This window comes from Intrasporangium sp. (genome assembly GCF_040414665.1).
Lineage (GTDB): Bacteria > Actinomycetota > Actinomycetes > Actinomycetales > Dermatophilaceae > Intrasporangium.
Map to the genome: position 1 here is coordinate 18,953 of NZ_JBEDUL010000113.1, position 26,872 is coordinate 45,824.

The following is a 26,872-nucleotide window of genomic DNA, read 5'->3' on the forward strand; positions in this document are numbered from 1 at the left end:
GCTTGTCGAGGACTCGTGACGCCACGGCTGGACAGCGATCCGGCCGAGATGCACACCTCTGCCGTGGACTGGGATGCCGACACCGCGATCCATCTGGTCGACGGCGTGGAAGACGGCGGACACCGCGCCCACCGAGCTCCCGCCGCAGGCGATCATCGCCGTCTTCGACGTCCCCGACCGGCCCGGTGAGAGCGTGGTCCCCGCGCTGGTCGTCGACCGGGTGGCCTGGACCGCGCCCGGGTGAACCGGGAAGCCGCTCGCGCTCAGGCCGCGGCGCGAGTGCTGGGGTGGGAAGGGAGCCGGCTGCGCGCGGGCACGACGGCGTCCGGACCGAGCCGGACCCCGGCTCCGACGCGAGCATCCGCACCGACCTTCACCCGCGGACCCAGCTGCGCCGCTCGGCCGACGACGGCCCGCGGTCCGACATGGGCAGCGCTGCCGACGACGGCGTCCTCGCGGACCTCCGCGTCGCGATCGACCCAGGCGCCCGTCAGGATCCGAGCGCCAGGGCGAACGATTGCCCCTGACTCGACGTAGGCCGTCGCCTCGACGAACGCGGTGCGATCGACCGTGGCGGAAGCGTCAACCAGGCCCCCACCGTTCTCGTGGCGGAAATACCGCACGACTGCCCCGTTGTCTTCCTCGATCTCCACGTACTTTTTCCGCTTCTGCACGATTTCCACCTTCTCTCTGTGCCGTGGGCTGATGACTCGTCCGCTCATTACCCCGTTGCGTGCGCTTAACCGACCGGGTTCGATCTGTGGACCGAACGCATGTTCTACAACGCGCGAGGAGGCCGCGGTGTTCCTGTTCCGGCGACAAGATCGTGCAACTCCTGGTCGAGCAGGCCGGCCAGCACCGAGTGATCAGCGACGAGGTCTGGATCGGAGACGATGGTGATGCACACCTGGCCGGCGTACGACAGGATGTCAAAGGTCACCGCCACGTTGCCCGGAGTGACGGCGACGGGGATGATCTCGAGGATCCGGAGCCCCCCGAGCGTGAGGGCCAGGTCTGGCCCGCGCACGTTCGTGATGAACGTGTTGACGAGACGCTGGTGGTCGATGAACCGCTGGAACAGGCCGAGGCGCGCCAGCGCGCGAAAGGCCAGGCCCATCGGTCCGGCCGAGCTGGCTCGATGGCCGCTGCGACGGGCCCTGGAGATGGCGGCCGTCCTCGCCAGCCGGTCCCGCGGGTCGGGCGTGGTGGGCAGCGTCAGCGGAACCACGCCAGTGACGTTGCCCAGACGATCGGGTGTCGTCGTCCGCCGCCCGGAGATGGGCACGGAGACGACGAGCTCGGTGGGCTCCTCGTCGTGCTGACGGAGCAACGCGGAGAACGCGCCGACGATCGCGGTGACGAGCACGTCGTTGACGGTGCTCTCGCTTGCCTGCGCCAGCTGCCTGACCGGCTCGAGAGGAGTGGTGACCGTGGCCAGCTCGCGTCGCGAACCCGTGGGTCGGTTCAACGAGGTCGCCGGTGCTCGGCGGGGTGCGCGGCCGGTCAGGCCGAGCTCCCGAAGGCCCTGCACACCCGTGACCAGCCCTGTGCCGGTGCGTCTGAGCGCGCGGCCGCGCTCGCGCCACGCATCGCGCACCAGGGCCTCCCGCGGGGGTGGCGGCTGGGGAAACGGTGGCGCAGTCGACAGTCCGGCGCCCCCGATGCCCTCGGCGCCCCCGGTGCCCTCGGTGCCCCCGGCGCCGTCGTCCCCGAGTGCCGCGAGGACGGCGAGACCGCCGAGGCCGTCGGCCAAGGCGTGGTGGACGACGAGGATCAAGACGGCGCTGCCGTCCGCCAGGCCCGTCACCCACCGAGCCGCCCAGAGCGGTCGGCTCGCCGGAAGTCGATGGCAGGCCACGTCCGACACGACCCGAAGCAGCTGCCCACGCTCGGCGCGGTCAGCGGCGTAGGCGGCCTTGGCGGCTGCGGTGCCGTCGACTGGTTCATGGGTTGGCGCTTCGAGCCGGACCTCGGCCAGATGCCGGTCGAGGTCGAAGTCCGCATCGTCGACCCAGACCGGGCGACCATGCCCCAAGGGCGTGCTGAGGATCCGCTGACGCAGCCGCGGCACCCGAGGCAGTCGCTGCTCCAGCAGGGTGCGGACAGTGGAGAGCCCCAGATCCGAGCCGCCGTCGATGACGAGCGCTGCCGCGATGTTCATCGGCACCGGGCCGTGGTCTGTGGCCAGCGTGGTGACGTCGTTGGGACTCATGCGCTCGATCTGCATTGCGCCACCACCTTGGCACAGCCGACCCGCTGGGGCGCCGATTCACCGCTGCGACGGTGTTCGGTCCGTGTGCGACCTCGGCCCGGTGGGTAAGGAGGGCTGGACTGGGCGATGAGGTCGAGGGGTGTGAGGACATGAACGAAGGCACGAGCGTCACGCGAGCTGACACCGCCATCCCGCCGGACGACGAAACCAAGCCGGAGTCGCCGCCTGACCTGCGCCGCCGCGTCTGGATGGTCAGCCTCAAGCGGGCGGTCCACGAGTTCAGCCATGACGAGTGCATGGACCTGGCAGCGGCCCTGACGTACTACGGCGTCCTGTCGATCTTCCCCGGCCTCCTCGCGCTCGTCTCGCTGCTCGGGGTCTTCGGCCAGGGCCAGTCGACGGTCAACGCCCTGCTCGACATCCTCGAGGCGGTGGGGCAGGGAGACTCCGCGGACACGCTGCGTGGCCCCATCACCGACATGGTCAACTCAAGCGGGGCCGGCCTGACACTGGTTATCGGCCTCGTACTCGCGATCTGGTCGGCATCGGGCTACATCGGCGCGTTCGGCCGCGCGATGAACCGCATCTACGACATCGACGAGGGACGGCCTTTCTTCGTCCTGCGGCCGATCAACCTCGCCCTCACCATCGTCTTCGTCGTCATGGCGGCGCTGATCCTGCTCGGCCTCGTGCTGTCGGGCGGTCTCGCCCGAGCGGTGGGAGACGCCATCGGTCTGGGAGAGGCCTCCATCACGGTGTGGAACATCGTCAAGTGGCCCATCATCCTCGTGCTCGTCATCGTCATGGTCGCGCTGCTCTACTGGGCGACACCCAACGTGAAGCAGCCCCGGTTCCGCTGGCTGTCGGTGGGCGCAGCGATCGCCATCACCGTCGCGGTCGTCGCCTCCATCGGCTTCGGCCTGTACGTCTCCGGGTTCAGCAACTACGACAAGACGTACGGGTCACTGGCCGGCGTCATCGTCTTCCTGCTCTGGATGTGGCTGATGAACCTTGCCCTCCTGTTCGGCGCGGAGGTCGACGCCGAGCTCGAGCGTGGCCGAGAGCTGCAGGCCGGGATGGCCGCGGAGGAGGCCATCCAGCTCCCGCCCCGGGGCTCGAAGGCCTCGAAGAAGCGGGCCCGGAGTCGGGCCAAGCTCATCGACGAGCAGGAGGCCATCCGCCAGGAGGCCGACCACGCCGGGGCCCAGGCGGAGAGCCACGACGGGCGGGTGTCTCAATGAGCGTGCCGGCCAGCCCCTACGGTGGCTCCATGGAATACAGGTACCTCGGCAACAGCGGGCTCAAGGTCTCAACGATCACCTACGGCAACTGGCTGACCCATGCGTCCCAGGTGGAGAACGACGTCGCCATCCAATGCGTTCGGGCCGCGCTCGACGCCGGGATCTCGACGTTCGACACCGCGGACACGTACGCCAACACGGCGGCGGAAGTCGTGCTCGGCGAGGCCCTCAAGGGCGAGCGGCGTGAGAGCCTCGAGATCCTCACCAAGGTCTACTGGCCCACGGGGCCCAAGGGCAAGAACGACACCGGCCTGTCGCGCAAGCACATCATGGAGTCGATCAACGGGTCGCTCCGCCGCCTGCAGACCGATTATGTCGACGTGTACCAGGCGCACCGGTACGACACGGAAACGCCACTCGCGGAGACGATGCAGGCCTTCGCCGACATCGTCCGCCAGGGCAAGGCCCTCTACATCGGGGTGAGCGAGTGGACCGCGGACCAGATCCGTGATGGCGTCAAGCTGAGCCGCGAGCTGGGTTTCCAGCTCGTCTCGAACCAGCCGCAGTACTCGATGCTGTGGCGGGTCATCGAGGACGAGGTCATCCCGACGAGCGAGGAGCTCGGGCTGAGCCAGATCGTCTTCAGCCCGGTCGCCCAGGGCGTGCTGACGGGCAAGTACCTGCCGGGTCAGCCGGTCCCCGAGGGATCACGTGCCACCGACGACAAGGGCGGAGCCGACTTCGTCAAGCGGTTCCTGCGCGAGGACGTCCTCGAGCGGGTCCAGGCGCTGCGGCCCGTCGCCGACCAAGCCGGCCTCACGATGGCGCAGCTGGCCGTGGCGTGGGTGCTGCACAACCCGAATGTCGCCTCCGCCATCATCGGCGCCTCCCGACCGGAGCAGGTGACCGAGAACGTCAAGGCGGTCGGCGTCTCGCTGGCTCCCGAACTGATCGCTCTCATCGACGAGGTCCTCGGCGACGTCGTCGAGCGGGACGCCAACCTCACCCAGGAGAACGCCCCGGCCCAACGCCCGGTCTGAGTGAGACGAGCATTGCGCGTATGCCGCTGTGCTCGCTCCCGACGCCCCTGCACTCCCGCTCTCCGCCAGGTCGTTGACCCGTGGTCGGCCACCTGGGTGCGTCCTGACCCGCGGCGGGGCACAACGAGGCGATAATGGTCTGGTGGCCGGACACGTCCGCCGGCTCGACGTGGAGGGCTGACCATGAGCGAGCACACCGGTTCCACCGACGGGGCGCCGGACCCCCGACGGATCGTCGTCGGCTACAGCGGCGCGGAAGGGTGCGAGCCGGCCCTGACCTGGGCCATCGAGACAGCACGCCGCGAGTCGCGCCCGCTGACGATCCTGCACTGCTACGGCCTCGCCCATGTCCCGGCCCTGGGGACGACGGCTCCGGACGGGCAGAGCGAGCTCCTGACGAGCGTGGCCGACCAGGTCGTCGAGGAGGCTGTCTCGCGTGCCGCCGCCGTGCTCGGACGTGAGGCAGTCACGGGCAAGAGCGTGCTCGACAGTGCTGCCGGAGGCCTGATCGAGGAGAGCGATTCGGCACATCTGGTCGTGACCGGTTCGCATGGCAGGGGCCGGATCATGGGCGGCCTGCTCGCGTCGACGTCCTACAACGTCACCGCGCACGCCACCTGTCCGGCGGTCGTCGTGCGGGGCGACGCATCGCTCCACCCGGATGCCGAGCACCGGGTGGTCGTCGGCGTGGACGACTCCGAGCCGGCGCTCAGGGCGCTCGAGCGAGCCGCGCAGGTCGCCGCCGACGCCGGTGCGGTCCTGCACATCGCCCGGGTCATCCAGCCGATCGTCCTCGACCCCCAGGCCCAACCGGAACTGGCACCCATGGGGTACGGCGACAGCTACGCCATGCACGACGCGCGTTTCGTGGAGGAGTTCCGCGCCTACGCCGAGGACTCGACTCGGGAGCTCGTCGAGGGGATCCACGACCGTTTCCCCGGCCTTGAGGTCACCTCAGAGGTGGTTGAGGACACCCCGGGCCTCGCCATCGCCCGAGCGGGCGAGGGCGCGGGTCTGGTCGTCGTCGGCTCACGGGGTCGCGGCGGCTTCGCCGGGATGCTGCTCGGGTCCGTGAGCCACACCGTCATCCACCACGCGACCTCGCCGGTGATGGTCGTCCGCTGACGCCCTCGCCGCCACGGTTCAGGCCCGGTTCAGGCGAAGGCCGCGCTGGTCGCCTCCCCACCCCTGCTGGCCGGGACCCAGAACTGGTAGGTGCCGTCGTCGAGCAGCTCCCGTCCGGCCGCCGCAAGGGCCCCCATGGCCGCGAGGTAGAACCCGGATCCCACCGAGATCCGCGCGACGCCGAGCTCGGCGAGCTCGGCGACGGCGGGCGCATCCGCGAGGGCCAACACATTGACGGGCAGGGACACCGCATCGAGGAGCCGCCGGAGGTCGGCGACGGCGGACACCCCTGGGGCATAGAGGACGTCGGCGCCCGCGGCCTCGAAGGCGCGCAGGCGTGCGATCGTGTCGTCGAGGTCCTCGAGGCCATGCAGGCCGCCATCGGCCCGGGCAGTCAGGACGAGCGGATCAGGCCCGGCGTGGGCAGCCTCAGCCGCGGCGGCGACGCGCTCGGCTGCGGCCTCGATCGGGAACAGCCCGCCGGTGTCCCGGTCGTAGTCCTCGATGGAGCAGCCGGCCAGCCCTGCTGCCGCGGCGAGCCGCACGGTCTCGGCGACCCCTGACGCGTCCGCGGCGAAGCAGCTCTCCAGGTCGGCGCTGACGGGCACGTTCACGGCGGCGACGATCTGCTCGGCATGGCCGAGCGCCTCGTCCCGGGTGACCCGCCCATCCAGCCGACCGACGGTGCCGGCGAATCCGGCGCTCGTCGTGGCCAGGGCCTGGAAGCCCAGGCTCTCGAGGACCTTTGCGGAGCCGGGATCCCAGGGATTGGGCATGAGCAACGGCGTGGAGGCGACATGGAGCTCGCGGAAGCGCTGTCGGACGGTGGACGGGGACGTGCTGGACTCGTGGAGGGTCATGCGCTCACCGTAGAAGAGAACGCCGACAGTGACCCCGCCGGGCTGGGTCGTGATGGTGGACGCGAACCCAGCCCAGCGGCATACGGCACATTCCGGCTTCGCCGGCCCGCAGCGCTCTACTCGATCCGCGCGATCGCCTCTCCCTGCGTGACCACGGCCTCCTCCTCGACGAGGCGGCGCACGACCCCGGCAACGGGGGAGTGCACCTCTGCGGCCACCTTGTCGACCTGGACCTCGGCGAGCAGCTGGCCCGCGGCGACGGACTCACCCTCACCGACGAACCAGGTCGACACGACCCCCTCGCTGTCGGGGTTCTCGGTGGACAGCCCGGGGAACGGGACGTCGGTCATCCGGCTGCCACCCGGCGCACCGCCTCCTCGATGCGCTCCGGCCTCGGCAGCACGGCGTACTCGAGCACGTGGGCGTACGGGATGGGCACGTCAGGGACGGCGACCCGCTGGACCGGCGCCTTGAGCAGCGTCGGGTCACGGTCGGTGACCGTCGCCACGACCTCGCCCGACAGGCCGAAGGACCGGTAGTCCTCGTCGACGACCACGAGCCTGCCCGTCTTGGCCACGGAGGTGAGGATCGCCTCCCGGTCGAGGGGGACGAGGCTGCGCAGGTCCAGCACCTCGACGTCGATGCCGTCTCCGGCGAGCCGATCAGCGACGTCGAGGGCGTGGTGCACGGAGAGCGACAGCGTCACGACGGTGACGTCCTTGCCCTCGCGGGCCAGCGCCGCCTTCCCGATCGGCACGACATGCTCGCCCTCCGGCACCGCGTCGATCGAGCGGGGGTTCTTGGCCATCCAGGGCAGGCCCATGACGCCCTTGTGGAACAGGTACACCACGGGGTTGTCGTCCCGGATCGCCGCGGTCATCAGGCCCTTGGCGTCAGCCGGGTTGCTCGGCACGACCACCTTCATGCCGGGCACGTGGGCGAAGGTGCCCCAGAGGCACTGCGAGTGCTGGGCCCCGTCGGAGTACCCGCCGCCGACGGCCGTGGTCAGGACCATCGGAACCCGGACGTTGCCGCCGGACTCGAAATGGATCTTGGCCATGTGGTTGTAGATCTGGTCGAAGCAGACGCCGAGGAAGTCGGCGAACATCAGCTCGACGATGGGGCGCATGCCCTCGGTCGCCGCGCCGATGCCGAGCCCGATGAAGGCCGTCTCCGAGATCGGCGTGTCGAGGATCCGCTCCGGCCCGAAGCGGTCGAGCAGCCCGGTCGTCGAGCTGAAGATCCCGCCGTAGGCCCCGACGTCCTCGCCGAGATAGATGACGGACGGGTCACGCTCCATCTCCTGGGCGATGGCCTCGACCATGGCCTTGGAGGTGCTGAGACGTCGGCTCGCCGCGGGGGCGGGAGTCGTGGGGGTGTCTGTGATGGTCATCGTCGTCTCCTCAGGCGAACACGTGGTCGGTGGCCCGCGCTGGGTCAGGAAGGGGGCTGTCCTTGGCGAAGGCGACCGCGTCCTCGACGCGCTCGCTCGCCGCCGCCTTGATGCGGGACACCGCGTCGTCGTCGAGCAGCGCCGCCGTGCGCAGCACCTGCTCATAGCGGGGGATCGGGTCCTGTGCCGGGACGTCGGCGAGCTCCGGGCGGTAGCCCTGGGCGTCGCCCTCGAAGTGTCCCCACATGCGCAGGGTGTGGACCTCGATGAGGGATGGGCCCCGACCCGCGCGGGCGCGCGCGACGGCCCGTCCGGCCGCAGCATGGACCGCCTCGACGTCGTTGTCCTCCACCCGCTCGCCCGGCATGCCGTAGCCCGCGGCCCGGTCGGCGTTGGACGGGATCGCGGTGCAGGCCGACTTCGGCACCGAGATGCCCCAGTCGTTGTCCTCCACGACGAAGACGACCGGCAGGTTCCACGTCGCGGCGAGGTTGAGCGACTCGTGGAACGCGCCCTGGTTGGCGGCTCCCTCGCCGGTCACCGCGACCACGATGCGGTCGGTGCCCTGGCGCTTGAAGGCGAACGCCTGCCCGAGCGCGGGCGGGTAGCCCTCGGCGATGATGCCGGAACAGGAGAAGTGGGTGTCGGGGTCGAACAGGTGCATGTGTCCGCCGCGGCCACGGCCGAGCCCCGTCTCGCGGCCGAAGATCTCGGCTGTCATCTTCCGCAGGTCCATGCCGTGGGCGATGGCGAAGTGGTGCGGCCGATGGGTGGCGGTGACTCCGTCGTCGGTGCTGAGGTGGGCGCAGACCCCGGCAGCCACCGGCTCCTGGCCTGCGGACAGGTGCATCTCCCCGGGGACCAGCCCCTTGCCGATGTCGAACCCCGGCCCCTTGTCGGCGTGGTACTCCCTGAGGATGGCCTCCTCATAGGTGCGGGAGAGGACCATCGTCTCGTACAGCCGAACGCGGGCCTCGCCGTCGAGGGCCCGGGCGGACGCGGCGCCACCTGGCGTCGATACTTGCGTGTCCGTCGTCATGACGACCTCCAGTCCGGGGCTGCCGGTGGCAGGCGCCGGAAGGCGCATCGCGCCTGACCACAGCCAGTCCGGGCATCCCGGAGGCCGAACTGGCCATTCCTTACCTTAGGCACGGGTCGAAGGGCGGTCCATGGCTGTGGCCGGGGTCACGCCCAAACCGCGTGCACGAGGCGAAATCGCCCGTGCGGGAATCGGTTTCTGGCTGCGGGACGGTCCGGCCGTGGCTATGGTGCCGGATGTGAGGAGCTGGCACTGCCGGGTGGAGGGGGACACCGATGAGGCGCACCAGTTCGCGAACGACTCGGAGCGGCTCGTCTGGGACCGGCTCTCCCGACAGGTTTCGCCGGACACGGTTCTCGTCCCGAACCTGCGGCTGACCAGCACGCAGAAGGACCACGAGCTCGACATCCTCGTCCTCATGCCTGAGGTGGGCGTCGTCGTCGTCGAGGTCAAGGGCGGCAGCGTCTCCGTCGACGAGCAGGGTCGATGGTGGTCGGGAGGACGGAACCGAACGAGCCGGATCCGCCCGGTCGAGCAGGCCCGCGACGGCAAGTACGCCCTCCGTGACTTCGTCGAGGCCGACCCACGGTGGAAGAACCGCCGCAGCCGCGTCCGCTTCGGCCACGCGATCGTCCTGCCGTACACGGACCTCGCGCCCGACTTCGCCACCCCGGACTGCCCACGATGGATGGTCAGCGGGCGGGCTGACCTCGACGACCTCGCGGGCCGCGTCCACGACGTCGTGGCGCTCCAGCAGAACGAGCAACGCGTGCCGACGCACGACGACATCGACCTGATCCGGGAGATCCTGACGGGCCGGAGCTTCCCCGTCCCGGACATCACGGCGGAGGCCGATGAGCGCGAGGCCGTCGCGGACCGCCTGACCCAGGAGCAGGCCGCGCTGCTCAAGGTGACGCGCCTCATCCCCCGGCTGGAGGTACGCGGCGGAGCCGGCTCCGGCAAGACGATCCTTGCCCTGACGCAGGCCAAGGACCTGACCCGTGGACAGGGGGAGCGGAAGCCGCAGCGGGTCGCCCTGCTCTGCTACTCGATCGGCCTGTCGCAGTACTTCAAGCGGCAGCTCGACGGCGTACCCCGAAGGCACCGTCCCGCCTTTGCCGGCTCCTTCGAGGACCTCGCGAACGAATGGGGCATCTCGACCGACCACGACCGCAACGACGCCGACTTCTGGGAGCGGGACCTGGCCGCACAGATGGCCGAGGTGGCGACCGGCCTCCCCGAGGGGAAGCGCTTCCACGCGATCATCGTCGACGAGGCGCAGGACTTCGCCGACCACTGGTGGCATCCGCTCATGAAGGCTCTCAACGACGAGGACAGGGGCGGGCTCTACGTCTACAGCGACGAGAACCAGCGGATCTTCGCCAGGTACGGCAAGCCACCGGTGCCGCTCGTGCCCCTGGTGCTCGACCACAACCTGCGAAACACGCGACAGATCGCCAGCGCCTTCGGTCCGCTCACCCCGATGCGGATGACCCCCAAGGGAGGCGACGGCCCAGAGGTCGCCGTCGTGCCGTGCTCGAGCGACGCTGCGCTCGGTGTCGGGGACGACCAGGTCGAAGCGCTCCTGGACGAGGGCTGGCGTCCGGAGCACATCGCGCTCCTGACGATGGGGTCCCGTCATCCGGCGCAGAAGGAGCGCCAGGAGGTGGACGGCCAGATCGGCTACTGGCGCAGCTTCTGGGAGAACGACGACGTGTTCTACGGGCACGTCCTCGGCTGCAAGGGCCTCGAGCGGAAAGCGGTGGTGCTGTGCATCAACACAGCGCGCGCCGACCGTGGCCGCGAGATGCTCTACGTCGGCATGTCGCGGGCGACGGACCGGCTCGTCGTCGTGGGCGACCCTGAGTTCATCCGGTCGATCGGGGGAGACGCGGTCGCCAAACAGCTCGGCATCTGACCGGGCGAGCGGGTCGGACCGCCCTGATGTCCCGAATGTCACAGTGTCGAGCTGCTCACCCCGGTGCTGCGCGGGACCCGTCGCTGCGAGAGGATGGGAGCGGCCGGAGCGGCCGCTCCGGCCCAGAGAACCGGAGAGGGTGCGGATGATGGACTCGAACGTCACGACCGACACGACCGAGCAGGCTGGCTCGGCATCCGACACGGCGATCTCGGCGGAGGGCCGCGAGAACAGGCCGGACCGCGGCATCGTCGTGGGGTACGACGGCTCGTTCCCATCGCAGCTGGCGCTCGACTGGGCCATCGAGACCGCCCGTGAGCGGGGACGCCCGTTGACGATCGTGCATGGGATGAACCTGGCCGGCACGCCGGGGTTCTCCGCGATGGACCTCGGCCACGCCGAGCCCGTGTACGAGCGCACGGCACAGGAGATCGTTGCCGAGGGAGCGGAGCGGGCGAAGAAGTCCCTCGAGGTGAACCAGATCGAGACGCAGTACTGGCTCGGCAGCCCGGCCGGCCAGATCATCGAGGCATCCAAGTCGGCCGACCTCGTCGTCGTCGGCAGCCGGGGGCGAGGCCGGATCCTCAGCGGCCTCCTCGGCTCGACGTCCTACGCCGTGGCGGCCCATGCGCAGTGCCCGGTCGTCATCGTCCGGGCACGGGCGGGCGAGGACACGGACGATCTGGAGAACCTGCCGAAGCCGCACCGCCCTGACGCCGCTCACCCGGTTGTCGTCGGCAGTGACGACTCGCCGCCCGCGGACCGCGCAGTGGACGCCGCCGCCGAGACTGCCGCTGCGGCGGGCGCGAGGCTGCACATCGTGCGCGTCGCGGAGCGGCTGCACGCGAACGCGTATGCGGTCATCGAGGCGGGGGCCGGCGAACAGGCACCCAAGGGAGACGAAGGCCCCGAGGCCACCTTGGCGGGGGCCGAGGAGGCCCTCGACAGGGTTGCCGACCGGGTCCGCGGCGCACACCCCTCCCTCGAGGTGACGACCCAGGCCGTCGTCGGCGAGCCCGGCGCGATGCTCAGCGAGCTGGGCAAGGACGCCGGCCTCATCGTCGTCGGTTCCCGTGGCCGGGGCGGCTTCGCCGGGATGTTGCTTGGCTCGGTCAGCCATCGGGTCATCCACGATGCGGTGTGCCCGGTCATGGTGGTTCGCTGAGCGACCCTGCCGACGCTGCGGATCAACCCGACCTGGCCGACCCCTCGACGGCTCGGCGGACAGCCGCCAGGCTCCGGGCGACGTCGCGATCCGTGGTGGCCCAGTTGCTGACCGAGATCCGCAGGACCGCACGACCGCGCCAGGTGGAGCCGCTCATCCACGTCTCGCCCTCGTCGAGGACCCGGCGCACGACCTCCCGGGTCGCCTCGTCGTCGCCGAAGGACGCGCAGACCTGGGTGAACACGACGTCGTTCTCCACGGTCACCCCCGGGATGCTGGCCAGTCCTGCCGCGAGCGCCGACGCCCGGTGGCACAACCCGTCGACGAGGTCCGACACCCCGGACCGGCCGAGCGAGCGCAGGGCAGCCCATACCGTGACGGCACGCGCTCGCCGCGACAGCTCGGGGGTCTTGTCGCTCGGCTCGCCGTGGCTGTCATGGATGAGGTAGGCGGCGTGCAGGGCCATCGCCGCACGGAGGACCGATGGCTCACGGACGATGGCCAGCCCGGTGTCGTATGGCGTGTTGAGGGTCTTGTGCGCGTCGGTGGCCCAGGAGTCCGCCTCCTCGTGCCCGAGGAGCAGGTGCTCGTGACTCGGCGAGGCGGCGGCCCACAGGCCGAACGCGCCGTCCACGTGCACCCAAGCGCCGTGCGACCGCGCCACGCTGATGACCTCGCGCAGGTCGTCGAACCCGCCCGAGTGGATGTTGCCCGCCTGCGCGACGACGATGGTGGGACGAGCGCGGTCGAGCCGCTCGTCCTCCTCGAGCGCGCCCCTGAGGTCGGGCACGCTCATCCGGCCCTGGTCGTCGACGGCCACGACCTCGGGGCGCCCGAGCCCGAGCAGGCGAAGCGCCAGGTCGACGGTGTCGTGCCGCTCGGCTCCGACGAGCACCCGAACCCTCGGGCCACCGGCCAGCCCGTCGGTGTCGACGTCCCACCCGGCGCGACGGAGCACGTCCTGGCGCGCCGCCGCCAGACACGTGAAGTTGGCCATCGTCGCGCCGGTGACGAAGCCGACGGCAGCGCCACGCGGTAGCCCGAGCAGGTCGAGCAGCCAAGCGCTGGCGACGTCCTCGATGGCCGAGTGTGCCGGCGTGACGAGGCGCAGCCCGGCGTTCTGGTCCCAGGCGCTGACGAGCCAGTCGGCCGCCAGCGCGGCCGGCTGGGTGCCTCCGATGACGAAGCCGAAGAACCTGCCGCTCTGCATCGCCGTGAGTCCCGGCTCAGCCGCGGAGGCGAGCAGGTCGATGACGTCCTCGGGAGGAGTCGGGCCGTCCGGCAGGTCGGTACCAAGGGCGAGGGAGACGTCGTCGATGGTCGCCCGGGGTGTCACCGGACGGGTGTCGAGCGAGTCGAGCCAGCTCAGGGCGCGCTCGTGGGCCCGGGCCAGTGCTGCCCGGTAGGTCTCGGCGGAGAGTCGTCCGTCCACCCGTCAAGTGTGGGTGCCCGACCCGACTTCGGCAGGCGATTGACGACACGGTGGAGCGCGCCCGGGCCCAGCGGCATACGACCCGGGTGGTGCGAGCGGACGGTCAGCCTTTCAGGGTCGTGGTCAGGCGTCCGAGGGCGTCGTCCCAGCGCTCCTTGTCGCCCAGGCCGTCCTCGGCGATGCCCCGGCCCTCGTGGAAGATGTCGAGCCGGGTCCCCTCGCCGTCGCGCTTGAGCTGGAGGTCGACGATGCTGAGCGGCCCGTCCTCGTGGGGATGCCAGGAGACGCGGATCTGTTCCAGAGGGTGGTAGCTGCGCAGGACGCCGCACGGGCCGTCCTCGCTGTGCCAGGGCTCACCTTTCGTCGCGAGGCGGGCGCCGGGGCCGAGCAGGGCCTCCGTGCCGCGCGGACTGATCAGGTGCGTCCACACGCGCTCGAGCGGGGCCGCGACGACGGTGCTCACATGAACACCGGCCGGCGACCCCTCGAGCTCTGCGTCCTCAGGGATCGACTGCGTCTGACTGGTCATTGGGTACCTCCGGTCGCCTGTCAGGCGGGTCCGGCCCCGGATGGGCTGGACCCACCAGTGACAGTCGACCAAGGATCCGTCCCGAGGACAAGAGGCAAACGCGTGACGTATGCCGCTGAGCCGGCCTGTCCGGGAGAGGGCACCTCCCAGCCCGGTCCAGTGAACAACTCCCACTCCGATCGGGTGAACAGCTTCCGGGCCGAAACCTGTTCACTCGATCGAGGAATCCGGGATGTCAGCCCTGGTAGCCGGCGCGCCGGAGCGCATCCGCCATCGCGCTGGTGGCGGGCCGGTCGCCCCGCTGCGTCCCCTTTCCTGGCGGCCGTCGACCACCTGGACCACGCGTGCCGTCCTGGCCTCCGCCGCGCGGGGTCACCTCGTCGTCGAGGCGCAGCGTCAGCGAGATCCGCTTGCGCTGGAGGTCGACATCGAGGACCTTGCACCTGACGACGTCGCCCGGCTTGACGATCTCGCGTGGGTCGGAGACGAACCGGTGCGACAGCGCGGAGACGTGGGCGAGGCCGTCCTGGTGGACGCCGACGTCGATGAAGGCGCCGAACGCTGCGACGTTCGTGACGACCCCTTCGAGCGTCATGCCGGGCTCGAGGTCCTTCAGCTCCTCGACCCCCTCCCTGAAGGTGGCCGTCCGGAACGCGGGCCGCGGGTCGCGCCCCGGCTTGTCGAGCTCGGCGAGGATGTCGGTCACCGTTGGCAGACCGAAGGTCTCGTCGACGAACGTCTCCGGCCGCACGGCTTGCAGCGCCACGGTGTTGCCGATGAGCTCGCGCAGCTCGAACCCGGTCTCGGTGAGGATCCGACGGACGACCGGGTAGGCCTCGGGATGGACCGCGGAGGAGTCGAGCGGGTCGTCGCCGTCGGGGATCCGGAGGAAGCCGGCCGCCTGCTCGAAGGCCTTGGCGCCGAGACGTGGGACCTGCTTGAGGGCGGAACGCTTCCGGAAGGGTCCGTGGGCGTCCCGGTGGGTCACGATGCTGTCCGCGAGGCTGGTCGTGATCCCGGAGACGCGGCGGAGCAGGGGCGCGGAGGCGGTGTTGACGTCGACGCCAACGGCGTTGACGCAGTCTTCGACCACCGCGTCGAGGGAGCGCGCGAGGGACGTCTGCGGGAGGTCGTGCTGGTACTGCCCCACGCCGATCGACCTGGGGTCGATCTTGACGAGCTCCGCGAGCGGATCCTGGAGGCGTCGCGCGATGGAGACGGCGCCGCGGAGGGAGACGTTCAGGCCCGGGAGCTCCTCGGAGGCGTAGGCGGATGCGGAGTAGACGGAGGCCCCGGCTTCGGAGACGACGGCGGTCGTCACCTTGAGCTCGGGGTGGCGCTTGACGAGGTCGTTCGCCAGGCGGTCGGTCTCGCGTGAGGCGGTGCCGTTGCCGATGGCGATGAGCTCGACCCGGTGCTCGGCGCAGAGTCGCGCGAGCGTGCTGATGGACCGGTCCCACTGCCGCTGCGGGACATGGGGGTGGATGACGTCGGTCGCGACGACCTTGCCGGTCGCGTCGACGACGGCGACCTTGACTCCGGTGCGAAAGCCGGGGTCGAGTCCCATGGTCGCCCGGGTGCCCGCGGGTGCCGCGAGGAGCAGGTCGCGCAGGTTCGCGGCGAAGACGCGCACGGCGTCGTCCTCGGCCGACTTGCGCAGGCGCATGCGCACGTCGATGCCGAGGTGGATGAGGATCTTGGTCCGCCAGGCCCAGCGGACCGTGTCGGCGAGCCAGCCGTCGGCCGGGCGTCCCTCGTCGGAGATCCCGAACCGGTGGGCGATGGCCCGCTCGTACTCCGTTGGCCCGGTCGCTGTCGCCTCCTCGTCGTTCGGTCGCACCGGGTCGACGGTCAGCGTGAGGATCTCCTCCTTCTCGCCGCGCAGCATCGCGAGGACCCGGTGGGAGGGCATCTTGGGGAACGGCTCGGAGACGTCGAAGTAGTCCGAGAACTTGGCGCCGTCGGTCTCCTTGCCCGCGCGGACCGTGGCGGTGAGGTGCCCCCGCGACCACAGGCGCTCGCGCAGGTCACCGATGAGGTCGGCCTCCTCGGCGAAGCGCTCGACGAGGATGGCCCGGGCGCCGTCGAGTGCGGCGGCAGCGTTGGGGACGCCCCTCGACTCGTCGACGAAGGCCGCGGCGGCGGCCTGGGGTGACACGGAGGGGTCGCTGAGGAGTCCGTCGGCGAGCGGCGCGAGGCCGGCCTCCTTCGCGATCTGGGCCTTGGTCCGGCGCTTCGGCTTGAAGGGCAGGTAGATGTCCTCGAGGCGCGCCTTGGTCTCGGCCGCCATGACCTGGGCGCGGACCTCGTCCGTGAGGCTGCCCTGCTCGTCGATGGAGGCGAGCACGGTCCGGCGACGCTCCTCGAGCTCGCGGAGGTAGCCGAGCCGGTCCTCGAGGGTGCGCAGCTGGGCGTCATCGAGGCCGCCGGTCACCTCCTTGCGGTAGCGCGCGACGAACGGCACCGTCGCCCCACCGTCGAGCAGGCCGACCGCAGCGCGCACCTGGCCATCACGAACCCCCAGCTCCTCGGCGATCCGCTGCTCGATCGCCTGCAGTCCCGCTCCCACCGCTCACTCCCACCCTCGTGTCACCGCGCGCCACCGCGCGTGGAGCCAGCATTCTGCCGGTCCCGTCGTGCCGGGACGAAGCCGCCCCCTCCTCGATCCCGGCGAAGGGTGGGGGTGGCGCCCTCAGGTGTCGAGGAGGGCCCGCAGGGCGTGCCGCTCCGAAGCCGGCACGTAGCCGGCGTAGTAGTCGTAGAGGCTCTGCACCGAGGCTCGTGCAGCCGCGGGCCCGTCGCCGGCACGGATCGCCTCGAGGACCTGCTGGTGGTGCTCCAGGGAGCGGCGCATCAGCGCCTTGCTGTTGCGCGCATGGGTGATCTTGTCGGAGATGACGGAGAGCACGGTGTCGCGGACGACCTCGTTGCTCACCTGGATCATCGTGTTGCCCGAGGCAACAGCGACGGCCTCGTGGAAGGCCAGGTCTGCCTCGCTGAACGCGTCGTAGCCGAGGCCGAGCGCACCCCGCATCCGGTCGATGGCCGCCTCCATGTCGGTGAGCTGCTCGTCGGTGCGCAGGACCGCAGCGAGCCGGTTTGCGGTGGCGTCGAGCATCATCCGTGAGACGAGCAGCTGGGCCAGGGTGAGCTCCTCCGCGCGGGCCAGCCGACGCAGCTGCTTGCTCAGCCCGCGAGCGCTGAAGGGCAGGATCTCGGGTCCGTGGGGATCCCCGGGGCGAGACCGGACCACGCCGTTGCTCTCCAGGACCCGGAGCGCCTCGCGCACGGTCGCGCGGCTCGTGCCGAACTGCGTGACGAGCTCCCGCTCGCTCGGCAGTCGCTGCCCGGGCGCCAGCTCGCCGCTCGCGACGGCGGCCTCGACCTGCTCGACGATCCGCTCGTAGAGACGGACCGGCCGGACCTGCTCGAAGGCCGGCTGGCCAGTCACGGGAGAGCGTCCATCCGCAGCTCAGCCCTGCTCGTCCCGGGGCGGGATCGGCCAGATCGGGGTCGCCTCCGGGCTGCGGCGCCGCTCGAACCAGTGCACGGCCCGGAGCACCCCGACGTCGTCGAACCGCCGGCCCGAGACCTGCAGGCCGATGGTCCGACCGTCTGGCAGGAAGCCGCAGTTCACCGTGGCAGCCGGCTGGCCCGACATGTTGTACGGAGCGGTGAACCCGATGTGGGCCATCCCCTCGTCGCCGTCCCCCCACGGCATCGGCCACTCGGCGGGGAAGGCCGCCACGGGAGCCACCGGGGACAGCACGAGGTCGAACGGGTCCGTGGCCACCACCGTGACCTGCTGGATGCGTGCGATGCTCGCGTAGTCCCGCATCAGCTCCGGCGCCGACACGCCGCGCGCCGCCTCGACCCACCGCCGGATGAAGGGCAGCACCCGCTCCCGGGCGTCCGGCTCCAGGGCGTCGAAGTCGACGAGTGAGCGCACCCTCCAGAACTCGTCGAGCTGTCGCAGCAGCTGTGGCGTGAGGAACGGCTCCAGCCGCTCGACTCGGGCGCCGGCCGCCTCGAAGACCCGGGCGGCCTCCTCGACCGCCTCCCGGATCGCCGAGTCGAGGGGGAGCCCGCACCCGGCATCGAGGTGCAGTGCGACCCGCAGGCCCGCGACGTCGTAGGTGCCTCCGGCGGTGAGGTCGTCGAGCTCCAGTCGCTCCGCCGGGAGGGTGGTCCAGTCGCGGGCGTCGGGGCCGCTGATGACGTCGAGCAACATGGCCGCATCGGCCGCGGACCTCGCCATCGGACCGGCCGCCCGCCCGAGGTAGGGCGCGTCGAGAGGGACGCGGCCGGCACTCGGCTTGAGCGTCGTCAGTCCCAGCCACGCCCCGGGCAGGCGGATCGAGCCCCCGATGTCGGTGCCGACATGGAGCGGGCCGTAGCCACCCGCAGCGGCGGCACCGGCCCCTGAACTGGACCCCCCCGTCGTGAGACGGGGATCCCATGGACTGCGCGTGATGCCGTGCAGGCTCGACACGCCGGACGAGAGCATGCCCCAGTCCGGCATGACGGTCGAGCCGAGGATGATCCCGCCGGCCTCCTCGATGCGTTCGACGACGGGGCTGCTGCGCTGGGGAAGGGCGGGGGTCACCCCGGCATTGCCCGCCGGCATCGGCACGCCGGCGCGGGCGAGGTTCTCCTTGACCGTGAGGGGCACGCCGTCGATGGGACTTCGCGGGGCGCGCGCTCGCCAGCGTGCGGCACTGCGCTCAGCGGCATCCCGCGCCTCGTCGAGGTCATACGTCCAGAAGGCGTTGAGCTCGCGCTCCCGCACTGCGATGACGTCGGCCACGTCCTCCACGACGTCCAGCGGGGACAACGAGAGAGAGCGGTATGCCGCTGACATCGCCTGTGCGGTCAGGCTGGCCGGGCGCCGGGCTGAGTCCGTCGACACGTCGCCGCTCACCCGCTTCCCGATCTCGATGCGGTGTCAACCCTTGACATCCGCGTCATCGAGGGAAACGGTAGCGCCCAACGGAGAAAAGTCCACTGGTCAGACCGGTGCCATTCGATTGGCCGCATGGGATGGAGTCACGATGAAGCTCAGCCGTTTCGCCGTCGCAGCCGGGAGCGTCGTGCTCCTTGCCGTGACCGCCGCCTGCTCGGCAGGGTCCGGCACGTCAAACGGAGCCGCGACCACCGGGGCCGGTGGGTCCGGTGACACGTCCCTCACCGTCGGCCTCGTCGCAGAGCCGGTCAGCCTCGACTTCACCACGAAGGACGGCGCAGCCATCCCGCAGGCGCTGCTCGACAACGTCTACGAGACGCTCGTCAAGGTCGACCAGTCCGGCGAGCTGAAGCCGGCGCTCGCCACGGCCTGGAAGGTCTCGCCGGACAACAAGACCTACACGTTCGACCTCGTCGGCAACGCGAAGTTCACGAACGGCACGACCTTCACCGCGAAGGATGCCGCGTTCTCGATCAACCGGGTCAAGAGCGACTGGACGGTCTCGCTCAAGGCCGCGATGGACGTCGTCGCGGACGCCAAGGCCCTGAGTGACACGCAGCTGCAGGTGACGCTGAGCAAGCCGAGCAACGACTGGCTCTACAAGATGTCCACCCGCATCGGCGCGATGATGTCCCAGACCGGCGTGACCGACCTCGCGAACAAGCCGGTGGGGACCGGCCCGTACGTGTTCGGCGAGTGGAAGCGCGGCGACTCGATCAACCTCAAGGCGAACCCGGACTACTGGGGGACCAAGCCGTTCTTCCAGAACGTCACCCTCAAGTACTTCAAGGACCCCTCCGCGCTCAACAACGCGCTGCTCACCGGGACGATCGACGTCATCGGCACCGTCCAGGCGCCGGAGTCGCTCCAGCAGTTCGAGAACAACGACAAGTACGAGATCACCGAGGGCACGACCAACGGCGAGGTGGTCCTGTCGTTCAACAACGGCAAGGCGCCGATGAACAACCTCAAGGTGCGCCAGGCCGTTCGGTACGCCATCAACCACAAGGCGCTGCTCGACACCTGCTGGGCGGGTCGCGGGACGCTCATCGGCAGCATGGTGCCGCCGACCGACCCGTGGTACGAGGACCTGACCGGGCTCTACCCCTTCGACCTCGAGAAGGCGAAGGCACTCGTCGCCGAGACGGGTGTGGCCGCGACGCCGCTGCGGCTGCGCGTTCCGTCGCTGCCCTACGCCACCTCGTGCGGGCAGGTCGTCAAGAGCCAGCTCGAGCAGGCCGGCTTCAAGGTCACGCTCGACGAGCTGGAGTTCCCGGCGGTCTGGCTCACCACGGTGTTCACCAACGCGGACTACGACATGTCGATCGTCGCGCACGTCGAGCCGCGGGACCTGCCAGCGGTCTTCGGCAACCCCAAGTACTACACGCGCTACGACAACAAGCAGCTCCAGGCCGACCTGGCCGCTGCTGACGCCGGCACTCCGCAGGAGCAGGTCACGCTGATGAAGAAGGCGGCTCGCGAGCTCTCGCAGGACGCTGCAGCCGACTTCCTCTTCCTCCTGCCCAACCTCATCGTGGCGGAGAAGGGCATCACCGGCCTGCCGAAGAACGCGATCACCGAGTCGTTCCGACTGTCCGACCTGAGCCGCGGCTGAGCGCATCCGCGCTGAGCCAGGAGCTGAGCCTGGAGGACCATGCTGCTGCACGTCATCCGCAGGACCGCGATCCTCGTCGCGAGCCTCGCGGTCAGCTCCGTGGTCGTCTTCGGCTTCATGGTGCTCCTGCCCGGCGACCCGGCCCGCGTCGCGCTCGGGGTCAACGCGTCGGAGGAGGCGGTGGCGCAGCTTCGCGCAGAGTTCGGGCTCGACCAGCCACTGGTGGTGCAGTACTTCTCCTGGGTGTCGGGTCTGGTGCGCTTCGACCTCGGCCGCAGCTATGTCTCCCAGGTCGAGATCGCGCCCCAGATCCTCGATCGGCTCCAGGTGACCCTCTGGCTCGTCCTCTGCGCGATGGTCCTGGCGGTCGTCATCGCCGTCCCACTGGGCACGCTGATGGCGATCCGGCACCGCCGTCCGAGCGGCTTCGTCCTGACCGGCCTGTCGCAGCTCGGCGTGGCGGTCCCGGCGTTCCTCGCCGGGATCCTGCTCATCACCGTCTTCGCCGTCCGGCTCGGCTGGTTGCCGGCCAACGGCTGGACCCCACCCAGCGAGGATCCCGTCCAGTTCCTGCGCCAGCTCGTGCTGCCCGTGCTGTCGCTCGGCCTCGTCCAGGGAGCGGTGCTGAGTCGCTACGTTCGAAGCTCGATCCTCGACGTCCAGCGCGAGGACTACATCCGCACGGCCCGGGCCAAGGGACTCGGCCCCTTCCGCGCCCTGTGGCGGCACGGCTCCCGCAACGCCGCGATCCCCGTCGTCACGGTGCTCGCCCTCCAGCTGGCCACCTTGCTCATCGGTGCCGTCGTCGTCGAGCGTGTCTTCGTCATCCCGGGTCTCGGGAGCCTCCTGCTCGACCAGGTCTCGAACCGGGACCTCATCTTCGTGCAGGACATCGTCATGCTCCTCGTCTTCGCCGTCCTCGTGGTCAACTTCCTCGTGGACCTGCTCTACCTGGTGATCGACCCCCGGCTCCGGGCGGGGACCTCATGACAACCGAGCCGCCTTCGCCAGCTGAGGCCATTGACGGCACGGAGCGGGCCCGGGGGCCCGGCGAGGTCGACGCCGTTCCCCCGTTGGTGGGGCAGCCGCACGTCCGGCGACGCGCGGGCGCGAGCCTCGTCGTCGGCGGCGTCATCGTCGCCGTGGTCGTGCTCATGGCGCTCGTGTCGTTCGTCTGGACCCCGCACGACCCGACCCTGGTCAACGCGGAGGCACGACTGCGCGACGTGGGCGACCCGGACTACTGGCTCGGGACCGACAAGTTCGGCCGAGACGTGTTCAGCCAGATCCTCGTCGGCGCGCGCACGACGCTCTTCGTCGGCGTCGTGGCGGTCGGCGTGGCTGGCCTGATCGGCGTCCCGCTCGGCATCGTGTCGGCGATGGCCGCGCGCTGGCTCGGCGAGACCCTCATGCGAGCCATGGACCTGCTCCTCGCGTTCCCCGCCCTGTTGCTCGCCATCATGTTCAGTGCCATCTATGGCGGCAGCACGCTCGTGGCGATGATCGCCATCGGCATCGCGACCATCCCCATCTTCGCCCGCATCGTGCGCAGCGGCACCCTCCAGGTGCTGAGCAGCGAGTACATCCTGGCGGCGCGGGCCGCGGGTCGCAGCCCCTGGGCGATCGGCTTGCGGCACGTGCTGCCCAACGTGAGCAGTCTCGTCATCGTCCAGGCGTCAGTCGCCTTCGCGATCGCCGTCCTCGCCGAGGCCGCCCTGTCCTTCCTCGGGTACGGGACGCCTCCGCCCATACCGAGCTGGGGCCGGATGCTCCAGGAGAGCCAGGAGCTGCTCTACTCGGCGCCGCGGCTCGCATTCATCCCGGGTGCCGCCATCGCCCTGGCCGTCCTCGGCTTCAACCTGCTGGGGGATGGCCTGCGCGACCGTTACGACCCCAGGCTGGAGGACCGACGATGAGCGCCAACCCTGCGGATCCTGCGGCAGCCGGCCCAGCGGCATACGGCCCATCGTCCGTCCTCGGTGACGAGCGGCCCGTACTCGACGTGCGCGGGCTCTCCGTCAGCATCGGGAGGCACGACCTGCTGCACGACCTGACGTTCTCGATCCGCCGGGGCGAGCGCGTCGGCCTCATCGGCGAGTCCGGCTCGGGCAAGTCCCTCACGAGCCTGGCGCTGCTCGGCCTGCTGCCCGAGGGGGCGCGCGTGACGGGCTCGGCCCGCCTCGCGGGTGTGGGGCACGACGTCGTCGACGCGCGCGACCGCGAGCTGGCGCAGGTGCGAGGCAACCAGGTGTCGATGGTCTTCCAGGAGCCGATGACCGCCCTCAACCCGACGATGCGAGTCGGCGCCCAGGTCGCCGAGACGATCCTCATGCACGCAGGCCGCGGCGATCGGCCCGAGGCCGGGCGCGGCGCCGTCCGCGAGCGCGTCGCGACGCTGCTCGACCAGGTGGGGTTGCCCAGCCCTGCCGAGATCGCCCGCGCCTACCCCCACCAGCTCTCGGGTGGACAGCGGCAACGCGTGGTCCTCGCCATCGCCCTGGCGAACGACCCCGAGCTGCTCGTGTGCGACGAACCGACGACAGCGCTCGACGTCACGGTCCAGGCGCGCGTCCTCGACCTCATCGTCCGTGGTGTCGAGGCGCGCAACTCGGCGCTGCTCTTCATCACCCACGACCTGTCCGTCGTCGCCACGGTCTGCGAGCGGGTGCTCGTCATGTACGGCGGGCGCATCGTCGAGGCCGGCCCCGTGTCGGAGGTCTTCACCCGGCCGCGGCACCGCTACACCGAGGGGCTGCTCGCGGCATCCGACCTCGAGGGTGCCGACCCGCTCGAACCGCTCGAGACGATCCCCGGCTCCGTGCCTCCGGCCGGGATGTTCCCCGAGGGGTGTGTCTTCCGCACCCGCTGCGCGCACGCCACCACCGAGTGCGAGGTGCTCCCACCGTGGAGCGGTGCGAGCCCCGAGCACGGGTATGCCTGCGTGCACCCCGCCGGAGCGGACCGATGAGCGCGGCGATCGTCGTGCGCGACGTCACGCGGCACTACCGCAGGCCGCGGACCTCGCTGCGGCACAAGGGAACCGCAGTCGAGGCAGTGAGAGGGGTCAGCTTCGAGGTCGGGGGAGGGGAGCGTTTCGGCATCGTCGGTGAGTCCGGATGCGGCAAGTCCACCCTGATGCGGCTCATCGCAGCACTCGACCGGCCGACGAGCGGCGAGATCCTCATCGAAGGCATGGAGATCACCGGCCGGCGCGAGCGCGACCTCGGCTTCGTACGGTCGCAGCTGCAGGTCGTCTTCCAGGACCCCATGGGCTCGCTCGACCCGCGGATGCGCGTGCGGGACATCGTTGCCGAGCCGCTCGTCGCCCAAGGCAACCACGACCGGGATGCCCGGGAGGAACGGGTCCACGAGCTCCTCGAGGCGGTCGGCCTCTCGCGGCAGGCGGCGAGCCGCTTCCCGCACCAGTTCTCCGGTGGCCAGCGCCAGCGGATCTCGATCGCCCGGGCCCTCGCGCCGCGGCCCTCGATCCTCATCGCCGACGAGCCGGTGAGCGCCCTCGACGTGTCGGTGCGCGCCCAGGTGCTCAACCTCATCACCGATCTGGTCAAGGAGCTCGGTCTGACGCTCGTCTTCGTCTCGCACGACCTGTCCGTCGTCCGCCACATCTGCGACCGCGTGGCGGTCATGTGCGCCGGCGAGATCGTCGAGCTGGGCCCGACGGAGCAGGTCTACGAGTCGCCGCAGGACCCCTACACACAGCAGCTGCTGCGCGCGGCGCCGAGCATGCGCCGGGCCCTGCGCGGCGGCGGCACGGCCGAGCTCGTCGGAGGTGGCTCATGACCGGTCTGCATCGCATCGCCCACCCCGCCGGCCTGCCGATCGGCGAGGAGTGGGTGCCCGCGCCCTCGACGGCGGAGGTCCGCTTCCCGTTCAGCGGGGAGCTCGTTGCCGAGGCACCCGTTGGTTCGACCGAGCTTGCGACGCAAGCCGTTTCGTATGCCGCTGGGCTGCGTGAGCAGGCGTCTTCCCTGCCGTCACACGTCCGTCGTGCTGCGCTGACGGAGGCGCATCGCGCGGTTGCCGACCGGCGGGGTGAGTTCGAGCAGCTCCTCGTCCTCGAGACGGGCAAGCCGCTCGTCGACTGCCGGGTCGAGGTGGACCGGACCCTGTTGACGCTGACGACGGCCGCCGAGGAGGTGGCACGCCTCCACGGTGAGACCGTGCCGCTCGACCTGCTGCCCAGTGGGGAGGGCCTGCTCGGGTTCTGGGTGCGCCGGCCCATCGGTGTCGTCGTCGGGATCGCGGGCTACAACTACCCGCTGCTGCTGGCCTCCCACAAGCTGGCGCCGGCCCTCGCAGCCGGGTGTCCCGTGGTGGTCAAGCCCGCCCCGCAGACGCCGCTCGCAACGCTGTGGCTCGTCCACCTCGTCCGCGAGGCGCTCGCGGCGGCAGGCGCACCACGGGCGCTGGTCCAGCTCCTCACCGGTGGGGTGGACGTCGGCGTGGCGCTGACCACGGACCGGCGGGTCGGGGCGGTGTCGTTCACCGGATCGGCCGCCGTCGGGCACCAGATCGCCAAGGACGCGGCGCCGACGAAGGTGCTGCTCGAGCTCGGCTCGAACTCGGCGCTCGTCGTCGCTGCTGACGCGGACGTGGCGGCTGCCGCGGACGCGGTCGTGCGTGGCGGGTACTACGCGTCGGGCCAGGCCTGCATCTCTGTCCAGCGCGTCGTCGTCGTCGACGCGGTGCGTGACGCGTTCCTCGCCGCGCTGTCCGCGCGCCTGGGCGAGGTGGTCGTCGGCGACCCGCGCTCGCCGGAGACGAGGGTCTCGGCCCTCATCGACCAGCGTTCCACCGAGCGCGTCCGCTCGTGGGCTGACGCGGCTGTCACGGCCGGCGCGACGCTGGTGCACGGCGGCGCGGTCCGCGAGGGCGTCATGGAGCCGACCGTCCTCCTCGACGTCCCCGACGGGCAGCTCGCGTGGGACGAGGAGGTGTTCGGTCCGGTTGTCGCGGTGCGGTCGGTCGAGTCGATCGACGCGGCCTTCGACCTCGTGAATCGGTCCCGCTACGGTCTGCACGCGAGCGTCTTCACCGCCTCGCTCGACACCGCGTTCCGGGCGATCGACCGCATCGAGACGGGCGGCGTCGTCGTCAACGAGGTGCCCGGCTTCCGTTCGGACGTCATGCCGTACGGCGGGGTCAAGGACTCCGGCGTGGGACGCGAGGGGCCCCGCTTCGCGATCGAGGAGCTGACGGTGACCCGGATGGCCATCATCCGTCCGTCGACCGGCGCGAGGAGCCAGCCGTGACCGACCGACCCGACTACGCACGGCTCTTCCGGCTCGACGACCGCCGGGCCGTCGTCGTCGGCGCAGGCAGCGGCATCGGCCGGGAGAGTGCGCTCGCGCTGGCGGCGCACGGCGCGCAGGTGGTGTGCGCGGACCGCGACCTGGCTGCTGCCGAGGAGACAGCCGATCTCGGGGAGGGCATGACGACCTACCGCCTCGACGTCCTCGACGGAGAGGCGGTCCGCAATGCTGCGGACGAGCTCGGGGTCGTCGACGTCCTCGTCTACACCGCGGCGACCAACGTACGCAAGCGAGTCCTCGACTACGCAGACGACGAGTTCGACCGCGTCGTGGATCTCAACCTGCGCGCGGCCTTCGACCTCGTCCGGGCCTTCGGTCCCGGCATGGCCGACCGCGGCCGGGGCAGCATCATCGCGTTCAGCTCGATCCGGTCGATGACCGTGGAGCCGGGGCAGGGCGTCTACGCGGCGACGAAGGCCGGGCTCGTCCAGCTCCTCCGTGCCGCGGCCGCCGAGCTCGGGCCCCGGGGGGTGCGTCTCAACGCGATCGCACCGGGGGTGGTCGAGACCCCGCTGACCGCGCCAATCCGGGCCGTGCCGGAGTGGGCGGACGCCTACGCGTCGAAGAGCGCGCTCGGGCGCTGGTCCAGGCCGGACGAGCTCGCCGGGGCGGTCGTCTACCTCGCGTCCGACGCCTCCTCCTTCGTCACGGGCACCCAGCTCGTCGTCGACGGCGGCTGGACGGCGATCGACGGCCGGTACACGCCGCCCATGTGAGCGCAAGCCCCCGAAGGTAGGTGGTCACCGCTCTCGATCGGGGGCGATGACTGTGCACGGCCACTCGAGGACGATCCAGCGGCAACTGCGTGGGGTCCGACCTGCACGGATCTGGGGGTGGTCAGCCCGTCAGCTGCAGGGGTGGACCGTTCGGTGGGTCGCCCGGTGGGTCGCCGAGGGGCTCCCCGGGACGGTCGGGTACCCGTAGCCAGCGCACGCCGGTCGGGGTGATCGAGGGCACCAGGTCGAGCTGGTGCGCCAGGGTGTGGTGTCGCCCGCAGATCAGCGTCC

At 70.9% G+C, this 26,872-nt stretch carries 24 protein-coding genes; 13 read left to right on the forward strand and 11 right to left on the reverse strand.

Annotation, left to right across the window (positions count from 1 at the left end; genetic code table 11):
• Window positions 1-73 precede the first annotated feature (73 nt).
• Window positions 74-244, forward strand: coding sequence for a hypothetical protein (locus ABF401_RS12345; protein WP_353509866.1), 171 nt, complete (start codon window positions 74-76; stop codon window positions 242-244).
• Between the two features lie 19 nt (window positions 245-263).
• On the opposite strand, the gene ABF401_RS12350 is transcribed toward ABF401_RS12345, so the two are convergent.
• Window positions 264-674 carry a transferase gene (locus ABF401_RS12350; protein ID WP_353509867.1) on the reverse strand — a complete coding sequence of 137 codons (411 nt, stop codon included), beginning with the start codon at window positions 672-674 and terminating at the stop codon, window positions 264-266.
• Between the two features lie 104 nt (window positions 675-778).
• On the reverse strand, window positions 779-2,227 hold the full coding sequence (locus tag ABF401_RS12355; protein ID WP_353509868.1) for a wax ester/triacylglycerol synthase domain-containing protein: 1,449 nt from the start codon (window positions 2,225-2,227) through the stop codon (window positions 779-781).
• Window positions 2,228-2,361: 134 nt separating this feature from the next.
• Here ABF401_RS12355 and ABF401_RS12360 point away from each other — a divergent pair, with 134 nt between their 5' ends.
• The 3 genes from ABF401_RS12360 to ABF401_RS12370 all read left to right on the forward strand — a co-directional run bounded on the left by ABF401_RS12360 (window position 2,362) and on the right by ABF401_RS12370 (window position 5,618).
• Entirely contained in the window at window positions 2,362-3,453 is a 1,092-nt protein-coding gene (locus tag ABF401_RS12360; protein ID WP_353509869.1) for a YihY/virulence factor BrkB family protein, read from the forward strand.
• Between the two features lie 29 nt (window positions 3,454-3,482).
• On the forward strand, window positions 3,483-4,493 hold the full coding sequence (locus tag ABF401_RS12365) for an aldo/keto reductase family protein (RefSeq protein WP_353509870.1): 1,011 nt from the start codon (window positions 3,483-3,485) through the stop codon (window positions 4,491-4,493).
• Window positions 4,494-4,676: 183 nt separating this feature from the next.
• A complete protein-coding gene (locus tag ABF401_RS12370) occupies window positions 4,677-5,618 on the forward strand; it encodes a universal stress protein (RefSeq protein WP_353509871.1) in 942 nt (313 codons plus the stop codon).
• 29 nt (window positions 5,619-5,647) lie between these two features.
• Here the strand turns inward: ABF401_RS12370 and ABF401_RS12375 are convergent, their stop codons facing one another.
• The 4 genes from ABF401_RS12375 to ABF401_RS12390 all read right to left on the reverse strand — a co-directional run bounded on the left by ABF401_RS12375 (window position 5,648) and on the right by ABF401_RS12390 (window position 8,910).
• The gene (locus tag ABF401_RS12375) at window positions 5,648-6,478 is read right to left on the reverse strand and encodes an isocitrate lyase/PEP mutase family protein (protein ID WP_353509872.1); all 831 of its coding nucleotides are present in this window, start codon (window positions 6,476-6,478) and stop codon (window positions 5,648-5,650) included.
• 116 nt (window positions 6,479-6,594) lie between these two features.
• Window positions 6,595-6,828, reverse strand: coding sequence for a lipoyl domain-containing protein (locus tag ABF401_RS12380; protein WP_353509873.1), 234 nt, complete (start codon window positions 6,826-6,828; stop codon window positions 6,595-6,597).
• Window positions 6,825-7,871, reverse strand: a complete 1,047-nt coding sequence (locus ABF401_RS12385) for an alpha-ketoacid dehydrogenase subunit beta (RefSeq protein WP_353509874.1) — start codon at window positions 7,869-7,871, stop codon at window positions 6,825-6,827. The genes ABF401_RS12380 and ABF401_RS12385 overlap by 4 nt, the downstream gene beginning before the upstream one ends.
• Before the next feature lie 10 nt (window positions 7,872-7,881).
• On the reverse strand, window positions 7,882-8,910 hold the full coding sequence (locus tag ABF401_RS12390; RefSeq protein ID WP_353509875.1) for a thiamine pyrophosphate-dependent dehydrogenase E1 component subunit alpha: 1,029 nt from the start codon (window positions 8,908-8,910) through the stop codon (window positions 7,882-7,884).
• Between the two features lie 238 nt (window positions 8,911-9,148).
• On the opposite strand from ABF401_RS12390, the gene ABF401_RS12395 reads away from it, so the two are divergent.
• Both ABF401_RS12395 and ABF401_RS12400 read left to right on the forward strand, forming a co-directional pair.
• Entirely contained in the window at window positions 9,149-10,828 is a 1,680-nt protein-coding gene (locus ABF401_RS12395) for an NERD domain-containing protein (protein ID WP_353509876.1), read from the forward strand.
• A gap of 148 nt (window positions 10,829-10,976) precedes the next feature.
• On the forward strand, window positions 10,977-11,993 hold the full coding sequence (locus tag ABF401_RS12400) for a universal stress protein (RefSeq protein WP_353509877.1): 1,017 nt from the start codon (window positions 10,977-10,979) through the stop codon (window positions 11,991-11,993).
• 22 nt (window positions 11,994-12,015) lie between these two features.
• On the opposite strand, the gene ABF401_RS12405 is transcribed toward ABF401_RS12400, so the two are convergent.
• From ABF401_RS12405 to ABF401_RS12425, 5 genes are all read right to left on the reverse strand, one after another.
• Window positions 12,016-13,425: a pyridoxal phosphate-dependent decarboxylase family protein gene (locus ABF401_RS12405; RefSeq protein ID WP_353509878.1), complete on the reverse strand. Its 1,410-nt coding sequence runs from the start codon at window positions 13,423-13,425 to the stop codon at window positions 12,016-12,018.
• A 103-nt stretch (window positions 13,426-13,528) separates the two neighbouring features.
• Window positions 13,529-13,954: an SRPBCC family protein gene (locus ABF401_RS12410; RefSeq protein WP_353509879.1), complete on the reverse strand. Its 426-nt coding sequence runs from the start codon at window positions 13,952-13,954 to the stop codon at window positions 13,529-13,531.
• Window positions 13,955-14,189: 235 nt separating this feature from the next.
• Window positions 14,190-16,523, reverse strand: a complete 2,334-nt coding sequence (locus ABF401_RS12415) for a Tex family protein (RefSeq protein ID WP_353509880.1) — start codon at window positions 16,521-16,523, stop codon at window positions 14,190-14,192.
• A 123-nt stretch (window positions 16,524-16,646) separates the two neighbouring features.
• A complete protein-coding gene (locus ABF401_RS12420; protein ID WP_353509881.1) occupies window positions 16,647-17,405 on the reverse strand; it encodes a FadR/GntR family transcriptional regulator in 759 nt (252 codons plus the stop codon).
• A gap of 21 nt (window positions 17,406-17,426) precedes the next feature.
• Window positions 17,427-18,863 (reverse strand): amidase, encoded by a 1,437-nt coding sequence (locus ABF401_RS12425; RefSeq protein WP_353509882.1) that lies wholly within the window; start codon window positions 18,861-18,863, stop codon window positions 17,427-17,429.
• A gap of 142 nt (window positions 18,864-19,005) precedes the next feature.
• Here ABF401_RS12425 and ABF401_RS12430 point away from each other — a divergent pair, with 142 nt between their 5' ends.
• The 7 genes from ABF401_RS12430 to ABF401_RS12460 are packed head-to-tail and all read left to right on the forward strand — an operon-like array spanning window position 19,006 to window position 26,581.
• Window positions 19,006-20,532, forward strand: a complete 1,527-nt coding sequence (locus ABF401_RS12430) for an ABC transporter substrate-binding protein (protein WP_353509883.1) — start codon at window positions 19,006-19,008, stop codon at window positions 20,530-20,532.
• Between the two features lie 39 nt (window positions 20,533-20,571).
• Entirely contained in the window at window positions 20,572-21,522 is a 951-nt protein-coding gene (locus ABF401_RS12435; RefSeq protein WP_353509884.1) for an ABC transporter permease, read from the forward strand.
• On the forward strand, window positions 21,519-22,448 hold the full coding sequence (locus tag ABF401_RS12440; protein ID WP_502908233.1) for an ABC transporter permease: 930 nt from the start codon (window positions 21,519-21,521) through the stop codon (window positions 22,446-22,448). Before ABF401_RS12435 ends, ABF401_RS12440 begins: the two co-directional genes overlap by 4 nt.
• Window positions 22,445-23,500, forward strand: coding sequence for an ABC transporter ATP-binding protein (locus tag ABF401_RS12445; RefSeq protein ID WP_353509885.1), 1,056 nt, complete (start codon window positions 22,445-22,447; stop codon window positions 23,498-23,500). The genes ABF401_RS12440 and ABF401_RS12445 overlap by 4 nt, the downstream gene beginning before the upstream one ends.
• Entirely contained in the window at window positions 23,497-24,333 is an 837-nt protein-coding gene (locus ABF401_RS12450; RefSeq protein WP_353509886.1) for an ATP-binding cassette domain-containing protein, read from the forward strand. The genes ABF401_RS12445 and ABF401_RS12450 overlap by 4 nt, the downstream gene beginning before the upstream one ends.
• Complete coding sequence (locus ABF401_RS12455; RefSeq protein WP_353509887.1) at window positions 24,330-25,805, forward strand: aldehyde dehydrogenase family protein; 1,476 nt, start codon at window positions 24,330-24,332, stop codon at window positions 25,803-25,805. The genes ABF401_RS12450 and ABF401_RS12455 overlap by 4 nt, the downstream gene beginning before the upstream one ends.
• A complete protein-coding gene (locus ABF401_RS12460) occupies window positions 25,802-26,581 on the forward strand; it encodes an SDR family NAD(P)-dependent oxidoreductase (RefSeq protein WP_353509888.1) in 780 nt (259 codons plus the stop codon). Before ABF401_RS12455 ends, ABF401_RS12460 begins: the two co-directional genes overlap by 4 nt.
• Window positions 26,582-26,872 lie beyond the last annotated feature (291 nt).